Annotated in this window: 11 protein-coding genes; 9 read left to right on the forward strand and 2 right to left on the reverse strand. The window is 51.9% G+C overall.

Annotated features, from left to right (window positions below):
* Positions 1 to 14 precede the first annotated feature (14 nt).
* From RLO07_RS12570 to RLO07_RS12580, 3 genes are all read left to right on the forward strand, one after another.
* Positions 15 to 1,547, forward strand: a complete 1,533-nt coding sequence (locus RLO07_RS12570; RefSeq protein WP_462292484.1) for an amidohydrolase family protein — start codon at positions 15 to 17, stop codon at positions 1,545 to 1,547.
* Between the two features lie 337 nt (positions 1,548 to 1,884).
* A complete protein-coding gene (locus tag RLO07_RS12575; RefSeq protein WP_350131720.1) occupies positions 1,885 to 2,895 on the forward strand; it encodes a zinc-binding dehydrogenase in 1,011 nt (336 codons plus the stop codon).
* An 11-nt stretch (positions 2,896 to 2,906) separates the two neighbouring features.
* Positions 2,907 to 3,377, forward strand: coding sequence for a PaaI family thioesterase (locus RLO07_RS12580; protein ID WP_350131717.1), 471 nt, complete (start codon positions 2,907 to 2,909; stop codon positions 3,375 to 3,377).
* A gap of 214 nt (positions 3,378 to 3,591) precedes the next feature.
* On the opposite strand, the gene RLO07_RS12585 is transcribed toward RLO07_RS12580, so the two are convergent.
* A complete protein-coding gene (locus RLO07_RS12585) occupies positions 3,592 to 5,088 on the reverse strand; it encodes a class I adenylate-forming enzyme family protein (protein WP_462292485.1) in 1,497 nt (498 codons plus the stop codon).
* Between the two features lie 263 nt (positions 5,089 to 5,351).
* Here RLO07_RS12585 and RLO07_RS12590 point away from each other — a divergent pair, with 263 nt between their 5' ends.
* Positions 5,352 to 6,527 (forward strand): helix-turn-helix domain-containing protein, encoded by a 1,176-nt coding sequence (locus tag RLO07_RS12590; RefSeq protein ID WP_350131711.1) that lies wholly within the window; start codon positions 5,352 to 5,354, stop codon positions 6,525 to 6,527.
* Here RLO07_RS12590 and RLO07_RS12595 read toward each other — a convergent pair.
* A complete protein-coding gene (locus RLO07_RS12595; protein ID WP_462292486.1) occupies positions 6,489 to 7,316 on the reverse strand; it encodes a VOC family protein in 828 nt (275 codons plus the stop codon). The two genes, RLO07_RS12590 and RLO07_RS12595, sit on opposite strands and share 39 nt — an antisense overlap.
* A gap of 595 nt (positions 7,317 to 7,911) precedes the next feature.
* Between RLO07_RS12595 and RLO07_RS12600 the strand changes: the two genes are divergently transcribed.
* The 5 genes from RLO07_RS12600 to RLO07_RS12620 all read left to right on the forward strand — a co-directional run bounded on the left by RLO07_RS12600 (position 7,912) and on the right by RLO07_RS12620 (position 14,143).
* Positions 7,912 to 10,059 carry a penicillin acylase family protein gene (locus RLO07_RS12600; protein ID WP_350131708.1) on the forward strand — a complete coding sequence of 716 codons (2,148 nt, stop codon included), beginning with the start codon at positions 7,912 to 7,914 and terminating at the stop codon, positions 10,057 to 10,059.
* 32 nt (positions 10,060 to 10,091) lie between these two features.
* Positions 10,092 to 11,210 (forward strand): YkvI family membrane protein, encoded by a 1,119-nt coding sequence (locus RLO07_RS12605; RefSeq protein ID WP_462292487.1) that lies wholly within the window; start codon positions 10,092 to 10,094, stop codon positions 11,208 to 11,210.
* A 185-nt stretch (positions 11,211 to 11,395) separates the two neighbouring features.
* A complete protein-coding gene (locus RLO07_RS12610) occupies positions 11,396 to 12,667 on the forward strand; it encodes an FAD-dependent oxidoreductase (RefSeq protein ID WP_462292488.1) in 1,272 nt (423 codons plus the stop codon).
* A gap of 138 nt (positions 12,668 to 12,805) precedes the next feature.
* Positions 12,806 to 13,000, forward strand: a complete 195-nt coding sequence (locus tag RLO07_RS12615; protein ID WP_462292489.1) for a hypothetical protein — start codon at positions 12,806 to 12,808, stop codon at positions 12,998 to 13,000.
* Between the two features lie 960 nt (positions 13,001 to 13,960).
* Positions 13,961 to 14,143: a hypothetical protein gene (locus RLO07_RS12620; RefSeq protein ID WP_462292490.1), complete on the forward strand. Its 183-nt coding sequence runs from the start codon at positions 13,961 to 13,963 to the stop codon at positions 14,141 to 14,143.
* Positions 14,144 to 14,146: the final 3 nt, after the last annotated feature.

Consider the following 14,146-nt stretch of genomic DNA (forward strand, 5'->3'; position numbering starts at 1 on the left):
GAGATGTTCTTCACATGACTACACGATTCCATGCCATGAAACCAGGTTACTTCCTTCGTACCTTCTTGCTGCCATTTGTTATTTTGATTATTGGAACAGACGGCGCGACCGCGCAGACCTATGACATCGTGGTCCGTGGAGGTCGGGTGATGGATCCTGAAACCGGTTTTGACAAGATTGCGAATGTGGGCATTTCTGGTCAGACAATCCTCGCCATCACAGAGAGTGACCTAAAGGGTCGCAAGGTGATCGATGCGAGAGGGCTTGTTGTAGCGCCTGGATTTATCGACCTTCATGCCCACGGCCAGACCAACCTGGAGAATAGCCTTCAGGTCCAGGATGGGGTCACTACGGCGCTTGAGCTTGAAATTGGAAAATATCCCGTTGATCATTTCTATGATGTACGGGAAGGGAAGGCCTTGATCAACTATGGCCATTCCGTTTCTCACATTTGGGGGCGTGCGGACGCTCTATATCCCGATGAGCACATGCTGGAAAATCCTGGCCCCATTCTTGTGAGGGCCGCCCACCATTCGGCGGAGGAGGACGATCGTCAGAATATTCTTTCCAGCATGGAATCCTCGCTGGCGCAGGGCGCCATAGGCATTGGTTTTGGTATAGAGTATACGCCAGCTGTCGGAAGGGAAGAGGTCTACAGAATCTTTCAGCTTGCGGCCAAGCACGGTGCTCCGGTGTTCGTTCACCCCCGTCGCGGGCGTGAGGGTGATCCAGCTTCTGGATCGAACCTTCAACAGATGCAGGAAGTGATTGCCAATGCAGCGGCGACAGGAGTGGGTTTGCATATCTGCCATCTCCCAAGCTCCGCGATTCAAGATACGGCCATTACGCTGGAACTGATTGACGAAGCCCGGGCGCATGGTGTTGATGTAACCACAGAAGCCTATCCCTATACTGCTGGTAGCACGATTCTGATTTCCGCACTTTTCGATGCAGGATGGAGGGAGCGCCTTGGTGGTGTGGATTACAGTGATGTAGTCTGGACGGCGACGGGTGAGCGTCTCACCGAAAAAACCTTCCATGCCTACCGCAAGCACGCCATGGAGACGGATGATCCTGCCAACGTCATTATTCATTTCGTCCCGGAGGATGCGATGCGCATGGCGATTAATCATCCCGATGTCATAATTGCCTCTGACGGGATGACCATCCGCAATAACAATGAGCATCCCAGAGGAACCGGCACGTATGCACGCGTGCTTGGTCGCTTTGTGCGTGAGGAAGGGGCCATGTCCATGATGGCTGCCTTGCGAAAGATGACCATTCTCCCGGCGCAGCGCCTTGAGTCCTATGCTCCCGCCATGAGAAACAAGGGTAGGGTAAAAGTGGGCGCAGACGCGGATCTGACCCTGATTGACCCCAAGCGAGTGATTGATCGCGCCACTTACAAAGATCCGATGGTCCCCTCGGATGGCTTTCCCTATGTACTGGTCAACGGCGTAGTCGTAGTAGAGAACGGAACGCTTCAAGAAGGCGTCTTTCCGGGTAAGGCAATCAAAGGCAAGGGGTTAGCCGTCCTCGCCCAGTAGGGCTTTCCAATTGCGAGTGACGTGAGATAACCGGTTCATATGACGGATGGGATGCCACCGTTTCGGGTGCCGAGACCTTAGGCGGGGTGGTGCGCTGAGCTGAGCCTCCTTTGAGTGTGTCTCGTGGGTGCAGTCTGCCAGCGAAGGCTTGGAAGAGACAAGAGCCTCTCGGTCATGTGAAGTTTTAGCGAACTGGGCGGGTCGGCTTTACCGGTTAGCCTAAAGGGCGAAAAACGATTTTCATTTACCCATAGATCTTTCATCGACTTGGAAGATTCGAGTAATCGCAACTCCTATATTGTTGTTGCGTGACCTCCAACAAAATCTGGATGATGTAATGCGCGCTGCAGTTGTATACTCCCATGGTGGCCGCGAGGCGATCAAATTGGAACCCAACTATCCTGAACCACAGCCCAGAGCGGGCTGGGTAAAAATTCGGGTACGGGCAACGTCTATTAATTTTCACGATATATTCAGTCGGCGCGGAATGCCCGGGATCTCGCTGCCCTTTCCCATAGTCATCGGGTCCGATATTGCGGGTGAAATTGCCGAAGTCGGTGAGGGTGTCGAGCAATGGAAACAAGGCGACCGTGTTCTCGTCGATCCCAATCCGTGCGAGGGCACGGATTGGAAGTTTGTCGGCGAGCAATTTGATGGTGGACGCGCGGAGTATTGTGTCGTTCATGCGTCCCAGTTGGTCAGGTTACCGAACACGGTTAGCTACGAAGTGGCCGCATCCCTGCCTCTTGCCTATGCAACGGCACATCGTATGATGATTACCAGGGGACGAGTCACGGCAGGAGAGACTGTATTGGTGCTTGGCGCCAGCGGTGGCGTAGGAACCGGCTGTGTGCTCTTGGCAAAGATGCTGGGAGCCAACGTCATCGCCTGCGCCAGTTCTAACGAAAAGCTCGACCGCCTGAAGGGAATCGGAGCGGACCATTTGATCAACTATAAGACGGAAGACTTGCGCAAGGCTGTTTGGGCGATAGTCGATAAACCCGGATTCCTTGGCGGTGGTGGCGTAGATCTTGCCGTAAATTACACGGGAGGCAAGACCTGGAAAGAAACCATTCGTTGTATTACCAAAGGAGGGCGCATGGTTACCTGCGGCGCCACGGCAGGTTATGAAGAAGAAGTAGATGTCCGTTATATCTGGACGTTTGAACATGAAATTATCGGAAGCGATGGCTGGCTGCGCAAGGATCTCGAGGATCTCCTTCAATATGCGAGTGCGGGCAAGCTGGTGCCGGTAATCGACAGAGTTCTACCACTTGAAGAGATCCAGGAAGCGGAACGTTTAATGGAAGACCGTGAAGTATTCGGAAAAATCGTAGTCACGCTCTGAAGGAAACTTTGATGAAAGACGAATCACGAACGGTACAGACTCTTCAGGCAAGCATAGATGAATGCCCTTTCAACGCGTTCTCGGGCTTTCAAATTGAGAGTTGGAACGACGAAGAACAGGTTTTGACTCTGACTATGCCGCTACGTGCAGAATTCGAGCGCCTACCTGGAAGTGGACAGATCCACGGGGGTCCAATCGCCTCCTTGATAGATACCGCTGGTTGTTATGCGTTGATGGCGGTCACGGGAAGCATTGTGGCGACAATAACGTTCCGCACTGACTATCTTCGGCCCGCAAAAAATACCGCACTCCGTGCAGTAGCGACTGTGCGCAAGGCCGGGCGATCAGTGGGTGTTGTCGATGTGGACGTGGTGAATGAATGTGAAAAACTGGTCGCCATTGGGCGAGGGACATATAGCTCCACTAGCTCCTTGTCTGTAAGGCAAGGGTCAGTTGAGCAGAAGGAGAAAGTCATGCGTTAGATGGAAGATGGAGAATGAGATTAGGTCCAATGGTCTTCAGGGTTGCCAATGCGCGACTGTTCGCTTTGCCCGGAGCCGGGCCTCTATAATTTCGCATATTTTATGCAGACTACAAGGTTCCTATATTGCGGAACCAAGTGTAGTAGAAGATAACAGGGTGTTATTGATACATAGCGAAGGAGGAAGAAGTCCTTGTCAGAGCCCTGGTCGAAGCCTATGATTTTTTGACTCTGTCTCGCGCCGTCTGAAGAAGACTGTTCCGGTCAATTTTGTTCGTGCCAGCGAGCGGGAGCGTGTCCAGGATGAACACATGGCGTGGATGCATATATGCTGGAGCATTCTCAAGCACATATTGCGTGATATCTTTTTCATTGAGTTTGGAAGTATCTTTAAGAACGACAAATGCGACAGGGATGCTTCCGTGGATGTCATGTTCCAGGGGTACGACACAGGTCTGAACGACCCCGGTATGGTGCTCAATCACTTTCTCGATTTCACTAGGATAGATATTCTCACCATTGCAAACGAACATGTCATCGTCCCGGCCAATGAAAAAGAGAAAGCCGTCCGAGTCTCTTTCAAACACATCGCCGGTTGTAATCCAGCCATCTCGTATTCTATCCTGAGTAAGCTCAGGCAGGTTCAGGTACTCTGTCATCGCAGATGGGGTCTTGATCTCTAGAACACCGGTGTTTTCAGACTCACCTCTCAGCCTAATCTCTATATGTGGAAGAGGGTAGCCAACAGAGCGTGTTGGCCGAGGAAGACCATCGGGATGTGCGCCGAACAGACCCCCGCCCGTTTCTGTCGTTCCATAGCTGTTCAAAATGACCGAATCGGGCATCATTTGAAGGGCTTGTGAGATCACCGTGTCCGTGACAGGAGAAGATCCGATAAAAATGTGGGAGACAGTGGATAGGTCCGTCTGCGCCAGTAGGTTACGCTCCCGAGCCATCAGAGCGATCATGGTCGGCACACCGGTGATCATGTTGACCTCGTGGCGGCTAATGGCTTCGATAAATGTAGCCGCGTCGAATTTCGGCAGCAGGACGATCGATCCGCCTTGTGACAGGAAAGAGGTAATGAATATCAATGCATTCATATGGAACATGGGTGCGGCTACAATTCCGCGGCGGCCGGAGAAGAGTGACTGATTACTTGCCTGCTGTGTGCCCTTGATCATTGCCCACTGACTGTTATGGCTGAGTACTACGCCCTTGGGGCGTCCTGTCGACCCGGATGTGTAGAGAATAACAGCCGTTTCCCCAGTTTCCGGACGATGGATGTCTTCGAGAGATATCGGGCTATCACCCTGGTAACCGGACAGTGGAAGAGTGATCAGTTCGATGCCCTGTGGAACAATTTTGCGGCACTTCTTGTCGGCGAAGGCCAGCTCAATCCGTGCGTCCTTGCAAACGAACTTGATCGTATGCGCAGGTAATTTGGTATTGACAGGGACTGCTACCAAACCACTTTGCATGATGCCCATGTATGCCGCCAGGTTGTGGAATGAGTTCAGGGCAAAGATACCGATCGTGGTCTTTGGGGGAAAGTGTCTTGCTCGCAAAAGACGCGCGTATGCTGAGGCGGCCTGGTGAAGGTCCTGATACCGATAGGTAACCGGGCATGCGAGGTCGGATAAATCTATAACGGCAGGTCTGTCGGACATGCAGTCAGTACCCAGGATGTTGCCGAGGTTTCGTACCAGCACAATGCCTTCCACAGGTTGCCAAGGAGAGAGGGTGGATTTCAAACTCTACCACAACCAACAGACATTAAGTGGACTCGGGCGGTGAAAAACTGATTCACATGACCGAATATTTACGAAGGTATAGCTTGAGGATGCGGCGGACCATCGGCGGCTATCGTAAATATTCATATGGCAAAGAAAAATAATTCATTTCAGTGAAAATGGCACTCTGGAGCATACTTATAGAGAAGCTGAATTATTCGTCTGGATAAGTGGGTGTCGCAATGATCCATAATGAGCTTGGCCTGGATATCGAAGTGTCTCAGGAAGACATTGATGTATGTCTTCCAGTCCGAGAAATATCAAGATTGCTTGGTCAGTTGTCTGTCGATTGTTTCTCGCCTGGCAAGCACTCTGAAAAGCAGTTCGATAATCTTTCATCGCCTCGCTGGCATATGGACGACCTTGATCGCCGCTATTTTCTCTCTGAGACATCTGCTGGTCGTAATTGCGTTCGTGCTTATCTCAATCCAGCCGAGGGCGAAGGATATTGGGATTTTTGCAAGATCACTTCAGATCTTTTCGTATCGATCAGTGATACTACCTACACGACGGATAAATGGTGCGCTGCACAGGCTGAAGGATTGTTCAAGATCCGAATCCTTGTTGAAGGCACGCTCCAGGCCCCTCATAAGGGTCGGTTTATGGAGGGTCCCGATGCCATGCTTGCGACGTATCCGGAAAATACCGACGACGGGTTCTATTTCTCACGGGGGGAGCGATGCAGGCTTGTCATACTTCACTGCAAAACAGATTTTTTGCGCTCTTTCGGCTTCGACCCGAGAATTCTTGAAAAGTGGAATACCTCACTGGAAGGTCCTGGAAGAATACCAAACAATGTGAAACTCTCACTTGGGCCAGGCATTCTAAGTGCGGCCACGGACATCCTGGATTCACGGCATCGATATAGCGCCCCAGTCAGGCGATGTTTCCTTGAGGCAAAGTCCGTTGAGATTGTCTGCTCTGTGATCCACCAATTGACCACGCCCACGCTGACTTATGTAGGAAGGAACCGTATCACATCTGACAATATGTTGAGACTGGTAGAGGTCAGGGATATCCTTCAGACCAGTTTTGTTGACCCGCCAAAGATTAGTCGTCTAGCACGGATGGCAGGCCTTAACGAAACCAAGTTGAGAGGCGGCTTCAAGGAAATGTTCGGCTGCACTGTTCATGCCTTCATCCAAAACTGCAGAATGAGCAAGGCTGTGAAGATGCTCACCTCGTCGGACATTTCCATTTCCGACATCGCCTATGAGGTCGGATACGAACACCCAACAAATTTTACGCAGGCCTTCAAACGCCATTTCGGGTACGCCCCCAAGGTGCTCCGTAAACAGCACATGTTGTCCAGGGATGCTTCACTCGTGGAACAGAATGAAGGCTCCATGCGCCACTGAAGCCGAGACTAATATGTGGTCATTGCCATCGATGAATGTGACTGCATTTTTAAGCAGTCTGGACCGACAAGCGTGGATAGATGCGACCCTGACTTTGACACCACAGGTGAATCCCGCGGGCCGGTCAGTAAGAGTTAGAAGCGAAGTGTATATCGACGGAAATTCTGCCCAGTCATAAAACTCGAAGTCGCTGACCTGTTTTTGTGAAGTGGAGTATATTGTAAGGCAGGCTTCGAAGTAGGCGCGATCTGCCTCAAGATCATCTGAAACAATGACCACGCCGGTGATTTCCTCGGCAGTGTTGGGATGTGTCTGAAAGTCCTGGATCCAAATCAGGTCAGGACGATTGTGCTGACAGAAAAAGAAAGATAAAAATGGGTGAACTGGGTTTCTTGTGTAGAAGAAATGGCTATCAGTTTGATCAATAGAACCTGACGGGAGGCTTACGGTCCTTCGTGCGCTCTGCACCTTATCCGGGTTTATTCCTTCGCATGTAAGGCGCGATAACTCGTCGTGAATGGAGTTTGTTCCCAGACACATCATAGTAATTCCGTCACCGAATCGCAGCCGCGGCGAAAGTCTGTCCGCTATTCTCTTTCGAGCGTTGGCAAGGTCACCGATGAACTCGATATAGGTACTCTGTAGTACGATGATCTGATTCGATGTGCCGAGTTCGCTGTGAGTCATCCGAGGCATCACCGTGAACCCTAGCCGGGTATAGGAGGCCTGGGTTGCCTGCAGATTGTTTACAACAAACATGATGTGATCAAGTGGTGCAGTTCTGGACATCTTCTGAAATTGCTTAAGGGCTCTATAAGAGAATATCGGCTCGGGGCGATTTGTCGATCAGGCAGAATGCTTTTCACGCTCTGGCATCGCTGTTTCGTGACTTTGGATTAATTTGTAAGTCCTTTACCTCTTATAGTATCGCGTCATTGCTTGGTATTGAAAAAACAGAGGACCGGTAGTGTTTAGGGTAAAACGTGAAACAGATACATCTCTCTATGTTTTAGTTATTGCGTTATTCGGTTTTGGTTTTAGCGTTTCTCGGATCACAGACGCTCTGCGTGTGCGGGACTAATGACGGAGCGCATGACCGCCAGTGGTGGCCGCGTCCGGTCTCATCACAAACTCTCCATTCTTGGTCATCGGCCGGTAATAGCTGGTACTCCGGTTCCAGTTCGTGCCAATTTGAGTAACGGACATAACGATACAGCGATAAGAGATCTGAACGGTAGGGCGGAGCCCTTCGTTGTTTCGTGACTCAGACATCAATCGCCGTTGTCTCGATCGACAAGGGAATCAGTTGGTCTGGCCAGTAAGTGCAAAAGCCAGGCATAACAGACCCGGCTGGACTCGTATGGCACAACAGTGGAAAAAACACATGAAAGAATGTCTTTGCTCGCTCAAGGTTATGTTTGTTGTCGTATCAATACTCATCCCTTTGACCGGATGCGGTTTACTTCCAGGCGTCAACGATAATTCCAGTAACTTCGCGGAAGTAGAGGTCGCCTGGGATCAGTGGGGTGTGCCGCATATAAGTACGGACAATGTAGAAGCTGCCGATTTTGCCTTCGGGTGGTCACAGATGGCGGGGCGCGCAAATACAATTCTTCGACTCTATGGTGAGGCGCGAGGGCGCGCGGCGGAATACTGGGGCCCTGAGCATGTGGAGAGCGATGTTTTTATCCGCACCATGGGTGTGTACGAACGGGCACAACGCATGCTGGCGGCGCAAGGGCCGGTGTATGCGAGGAGACTAGAGGCCTTTGCTGCCGGCATGAACGCTTACGCTGAAGTCCATCCAGAGGACATCGATGCTGAGATGAGGCAAGTGCTGCGGGTGACGGCTGTGGATGTGCTGGCTCATCTACAGCGATCATTGCATCTTTCGTTTGTTCTTCGTGACAACCAGGCTGTAGCCCGAAGCTGGACTGCGGATGCTGGTGAGGCCGGGTCCAATGCGTGGGCAATCGGGCCGGGACGTTCTGAAAGTGGAAATGCCATGCTTCTGATCAATCCGCACCTCCATTGGCAGGATATGTTCTTGTTCTACGAAGCGCAGATCACCGTTCCTGGCTACAACATGTATGGGGCCGCGCTATTGGGTTGGCCTTTCATGGCACTCGGATTCAATGAGTACTTGGGCTGGGCTCACACGGTCAACCTTTATGACGGTGCCGATGTCTACGAGCTTGATCTGAGGGATGGTGGTTACGTCCTGGATAACGTCGTCAGGGAGTTTGAGCAACGGGTAGACACGCTCAAGATTCGCCAGCAAGACGGTACTCTCGAAACTCGTGACGTTACTATATTGACGTCTATCCATGGACCTGTAGTACGTATGAACGGGTCGAAAGCACTCGCATTAAGGGTGGCGGGTATTCAGGAGGGGGACACGGCTCAGATTTTCCGGCAGTACTGGAGAATGGGTGGTGCGCAGACGCTTGACGAGTTCGAGGTGGCTCTTTCCGAATTGCAGATGCCCATGTTTAACGTCGTCTACGCAGACCGGCATGGTGATATTTTCTTCGCCTTTAACGCGTTGCAGCCAAAGCGGGACACGGGCGATGTTGCGTTCTGGCGAGGCATCGTGGACGGAACAAAATCGGACCTGATCTGGACCGACTATCGGACCTATGGGGAGCTTCCCAAGTATAGAAATCCTCCTTCGAATTTTATTCAGAATGCCAATGATCCGCCGTGGACCAGCACCTTTCCTCAGGTTCTCCATCACAGTGACTTCCCGGCCGATTTCGTGACACAGACGATGCCTTTTCGTCCGCAGCATTCGGCGAAATTGCTGATGAGTGACGAGAGCATTAGCTATGAAGAGATGGTTGAGTACCGGCGGTCCAATCGGATGATCATGATCGATGCTATTGGGCCTGACTTATTCGCGGCAGGCGCGAAGTCAGATGATCCAGACATTCGCGATGCGGTTGAAATTCTTGCCGAATGGGATGGCGCGGCGAACCATGATAGCCGTGGCGCAGCCCTTTTTTCCTATTGGATTAACATGATCGGTGGCGTCCGGGCTGTCTATGCAGAAGAGATATTCAGGGAGAAATGGGACCCACAGCGACCTTTTGATACGCCAAAGGGGTTGGCGGATATCGAAGGCGCGGTAGCCGCTCTTGGACGGGCGGCAAAAACCTTGAAACAGCTTTTCGGGCAGATTGATGTGCCGTGGGGCGATGTGGTCAGGATCCGATATGCAGGCATAGACTTGCCGACCAATGCTGGCATTGGCCCTTTTGGGGCTTTTCGGGTTGGTTTTCCAGCGCGCGACGATAGTGGCAAGCTCAACATTGTTGGAGGCGAAAGCTTTGTCGCTGCCGTGGAGTTTGGTGACAGAGTGCGCGCGCGCGGGCTTCTGGCGCCTGGCAATAATGACGATCCCGCAGACCTTTCTGTTGGCAAGCAGCTGGAGCTTTTTTCCGTCGGAGACTTTCGGGACATCTGGTTCTACCGCGATGACGTGGATGCCCATACAGTACGGCGTATTTCTCTCGATTATGAGTTGCGCTGACGTCGGAAACAACTAGAAGAAGGGGTTAAAAAGTGAGGTCATTTTTCAGGCGCTACTTATTGCCGGGATTTGTGTTTCAAGGGATTGTCATCGGAGGAGGTTACGCGACAGGCCGTGAACTCGCTGAGTTCTTTCTCCCTAATGGGCCCATAGGCGGGCTCCTGGGGTTGGGCGTTACCGCCCTTATCTGGGGTGCGGTGATGGCGGTGTCTTTCGAGCTCTGCCGCATGAGTGGGAGCTATGATTATCGTCACTTCTTCCAGCGCCTCTTGGGAAGAGGTTGGTTCGTCTACGAGATTCTGCTCGTTCTTTTGATGATCGTGGTTCTTTCCGTTGTAGCGGCGGCTTCCGGAGAGATAGCCAACAATATTATTGGATTCTCGCCGTACGTCGGGACAGGGATCCTGCTCCTGGCTATAGGTGTTCTGGTTTTTTTTGGAAGCAGCCTGATCGAACGCTTCATGGGCTTCTGGTCACTTCTTCTCTACGGCTGCTATATCACGCTTGTAATATGGAGCTTGATCAGCTTTGGACCTGAGATCAAAGAAACCTTTTCTCGGGCGCCAATGGACGGCAACTGGTTCATGGATGGCGTGCGCTACGCTGGCTACAATGTGGCTCTGGTCCCTATGGTATTCTTTTGCCTAAACCACATTCAAAGACGACAGGTCGCGATAACCGCTGGGCTGATAGCGGGCGTGATCGGCGTGTTGCCGGCTGTTTTTCTCTATATCGCTATGATGTCAATTCCTGATCAAATGGCGAAGGCGCTTATTCCCTCTGCTTTGTTGCTTGAGCGCCTTGATGCCCGCTGGTTCGAAGTTCTTTTTCAGCTGGTCCTGTTGGGCACTTTGGTGCAGACCGGAGTGGGTATGATTCACGGCGTCAACGAACGGATTGCAACCACACTCAAGGACAGCGGGAAGGACATGCCTCCGCTTATACGGCCCGTGGTAGCCTCACTTCTACTTTTGACCGCCCTGCTCGCGGCTGATGTCTTTGGCTTGATCCATCTGATCGCAAAAGGGTACGGCATGCTGACTTTTGGATTTATCGCTGTTTTCGTCCTCCCCGTTCTTACCTTAGGGCTATCGCGCGTCTATCGCTCTACAGGCGAGGATATTCACGCGCCGCAACTCCGCAAACCCTGATTGGGCGTAAGGGGATGCGACGGTTTATTGTACTCTGATGCGCGTCCTGGGAGAGATGTTGGGCGTGGTGAAGCAACAGCTGTCACTGACGTCAAACCCTGGTGGGACATTTCGCAATCTTGTAGTCGCTATATCAACCTACGCATCGTACTGATGATCGAGAACAAGTACCGGAAACTGGTTTTATGAATGAAAAACCCGTGATCGTTGTTGGGGGCGGCCTGATCGGCGTCACCACACTTTATGAATTGGTAAGTCGGAATATCCCCGCAGTGCTACTTGAGGGGCGAAATGGTCTTGCAGAGGAAACGAGCTTCGCCAATGGTGGAATGCTTACCCCCTCCATGCCAGATCCATGGAATGGTCCCGGGGTGCTCGGTCATTTACTCTCCTCGGTTTTTGATCCCCACTCGGCGATGAAGCTTCGACTCCATGCTATCCCGGGACTCAGTATTTGGGGGTTACAGTTCCTGCGGAATGCATCGAAGGACAGACACCGGGCGGCGACACAGGCCAACTACCTGTTGTCGGCATATTCAAAGTATCTGATGGACGAATTGCGGGGTCGTCTCGATCTTGACTATGACTCGTCCTCTCTGGGAACCATGAAAGTATTTCCGACCGAGGAAGCTATGGGAAGGCCTATCGCTATTGCGGAGATGCTGAAGTCACTCGGGCTGCGATTCGAAATTCTGGACCGGGAGGAGACTATTAAGGTGGAACCGCAGTTGGGAAATGTAAAGGAAAAAATCGCGGGCGCGTTAAGGTTTCCTGATGATGGGAGCGGAGACGCCCACCTATTTGCGCTCGCCATTGCTCAACAGGCAGTGGCGGCCGGAGGGGAAATCCGGACGGGAGTCAGCGTCCGCCGTCTTCTTGCAGATGGAGCCAGAATCACCGGTGTCGAGACCGCTGAGGGGCCGATCCAGGGTAGTAGAGTCATCCTTGCTAACGGGGTTTTCGCTCCACAATTGGCTTTGTCCGTGGGTGTCAGATTACCTATCAAGCCAGCGAAGGGATATTCCGCAACATTGGATATGACGGGTTTCAAAGAAGTTCCTAAAGTTCCGATCATTGACGATGCCATGCATGCAGCGGTGGTGCCTCTGGGTACCCGCTTGCGTTTTGCAGGAACGGCGGAATTTACTGGTTATGACACGCAGATTCGGCAGGACCGTGTGGACAATTTGTTTGGTCTGTTTGAGCGCTTGTACCCGGACCTTGCCGTCAAGGTCGACCGCAACCAAATGCAAGGCTGGGCAGGCTTGCGCCCGATCAGTGCTGACGGCAAGGCATTTATCGGTGAAAGCCGGATAGAGGGACTTTGGATTAATGCCGGTCACGGTCATTTGGGATGGACGATGGCCGTCGGATCCGCAGCGCTTCTCGTTGATCTTATGTCCTGTGAAAGGCCACGTGTAGACGTCATGCCCTTTAGCCCCAGACGTATCTCGTAGTGAGTTCCCCCGCTTTCTTTTAAAGGCACTAGATTTTCTTGGTTCTTCTTCAGTATTCGACATGCTGGCCAGTCAGATACACTTCGGGCAGACTCTGATGTGGGAATCTTCGGTCATTCCCAACGGCAAGATAGCCTCGTGATAATTGATGACAATCTGCAGACCGTGTTGTCCTTCGTTATCGATCTTCTCAACGAGGCGATAGGTCTGCAGGTGGATGGGGTGGTGGACAATACCGCTTGGTTCAATACTCTTGAGGCGCAGTGCTCACAACCGCTGCGCCGGATCGACACCTTGGATTGCCAGAACATACTGAAAGAGGGTGGTGGGTAGGTCAACTCACAGACAACAGAGGCAACCTCATCGGTACTGGCTCTGAGATGGGAATGGACTGCCACTATAGCATCTACAAGCCTGCCTACGACAAGCGCAAGGTTTTCTGTAGGGGCAGCCATGCCATCTTGAGACAAGCGCAAAACGGACAACTTCGATATCACGGTTGATAACTCGAACAGACCGTTGTAGTTCGTTCATAAGCTCGCGACACAGCGGAATATATCTCGATATAGCGCCCGGTGCTCGAGTTCGGTAAGCCAGACTGGGACAGCGTTAAACCAGGAGGTGCTGGTCGGCTTGAAGTGAGTGTGGATGCACGGCCGGCTAGCCACTCACGCGGAGATCTGTTTGGTCTGGTAGGGACTGAGATTGTCAAACAAAAAATGCAGCTTCTGGTGCTTGGGCCTATGCTGGCTGAGGCGCTTTAGAGAGGTCAGATAAGCCTTCGATCGTCATCTCTGCACCAGTCGACTAAAGATCTCATCCGTCAGAGTAATAAAGGCCGCACAAAACTCAGCTGGTCCGTTACGTCTTCAATCGTATGTGCGACGCCCTTGTGCGCGCCACCGCAAGCGAGAGGTTGGGCTGGATGCGATCGAGTATGTGAATTATGGATTTCCCATCGAAAAAATGTATCAACGCATTGTCCGGCGGTTTCATATGTGCGTAACAGCTTCATGTATTAATATTATCTGAATGAAGCACTATTACATGTTGGCAATATCCATCATTTGTTGGGAAAGATCTGGCAGGCTAGCATGCTGCAACTCTGTATCTTGACAACGAGAAAAGCAGGACGGGATCGCGTGAATGAAAGAGCAATGAAAAGTCTAGCCGAAGGGTCTGTGTGTGCTGGAAACTGTGTTACTGGCCATCGCACCTCTGGGGGTATTGGTATCGGATATTAACAACACGGCGGTGGTGGAAGCCTTAGTAGATGGAGCGGTGAAACTGTAGATGGACCGGCATCACAATCCGTCGGGAGTGGTGGCGGTGATGCAGCAGTTGGAGTGGGGCCAGCTGGATCTGAATGTGGACGTCTACCAATATCTGGAGAACTTTTATATTGAAGATAGTTGGCCCGGTCGGCCGGCTACCCTTTGTCACATCCTCACCCAGACCAAGGGCTTTCAGGACTGAGGC

The organism is Haliea sp. (assembly GCF_040221975.1).
Lineage (GTDB): Bacteria > Pseudomonadota > Gammaproteobacteria > Pseudomonadales > Halieaceae > Haliea.

Excerpts from the sequence above, each read along its gene's own strand:
- RLO07_RS12610 (WP_462292488.1), top strand. The coding sequence starts at position 11,396 with ATGAATGAAAAACCCGTGATCGTTGTTGGGGGCGGCCTGATCGGCGTC.
- RLO07_RS12570 (WP_462292484.1), top strand. The coding sequence starts at position 15 with ATGACTACACGATTCCATGCCATGAAACCAGGTTACTTCCTTCGTACC.
- RLO07_RS12620 (WP_462292490.1), top strand. The coding sequence starts at position 13,961 with ATGGACCGGCATCACAATCCGTCGGGAGTGGTGGCGGTGATGCAGCAG.
- RLO07_RS12595 (WP_462292486.1), bottom strand. The coding sequence starts at position 7,316 with ATGTCCAGAACTGCACCACTTGATCACATCATGTTTGTTGTAAACAAT.
- RLO07_RS12590 (WP_350131711.1), top strand. The coding sequence starts at position 5,352 with ATGATCCATAATGAGCTTGGCCTGGATATCGAAGTGTCTCAGGAAGAC.
- RLO07_RS12575 (WP_350131720.1), top strand. The coding sequence starts at position 1,885 with ATGCGCGCTGCAGTTGTATACTCCCATGGTGGCCGCGAGGCGATCAAA.
- RLO07_RS12600 (WP_350131708.1), top strand. The coding sequence starts at position 7,912 with ATGAAAGAATGTCTTTGCTCGCTCAAGGTTATGTTTGTTGTCGTATCA.
- RLO07_RS12580 (WP_350131717.1), top strand. The coding sequence starts at position 2,907 with ATGAAAGACGAATCACGAACGGTACAGACTCTTCAGGCAAGCATAGAT.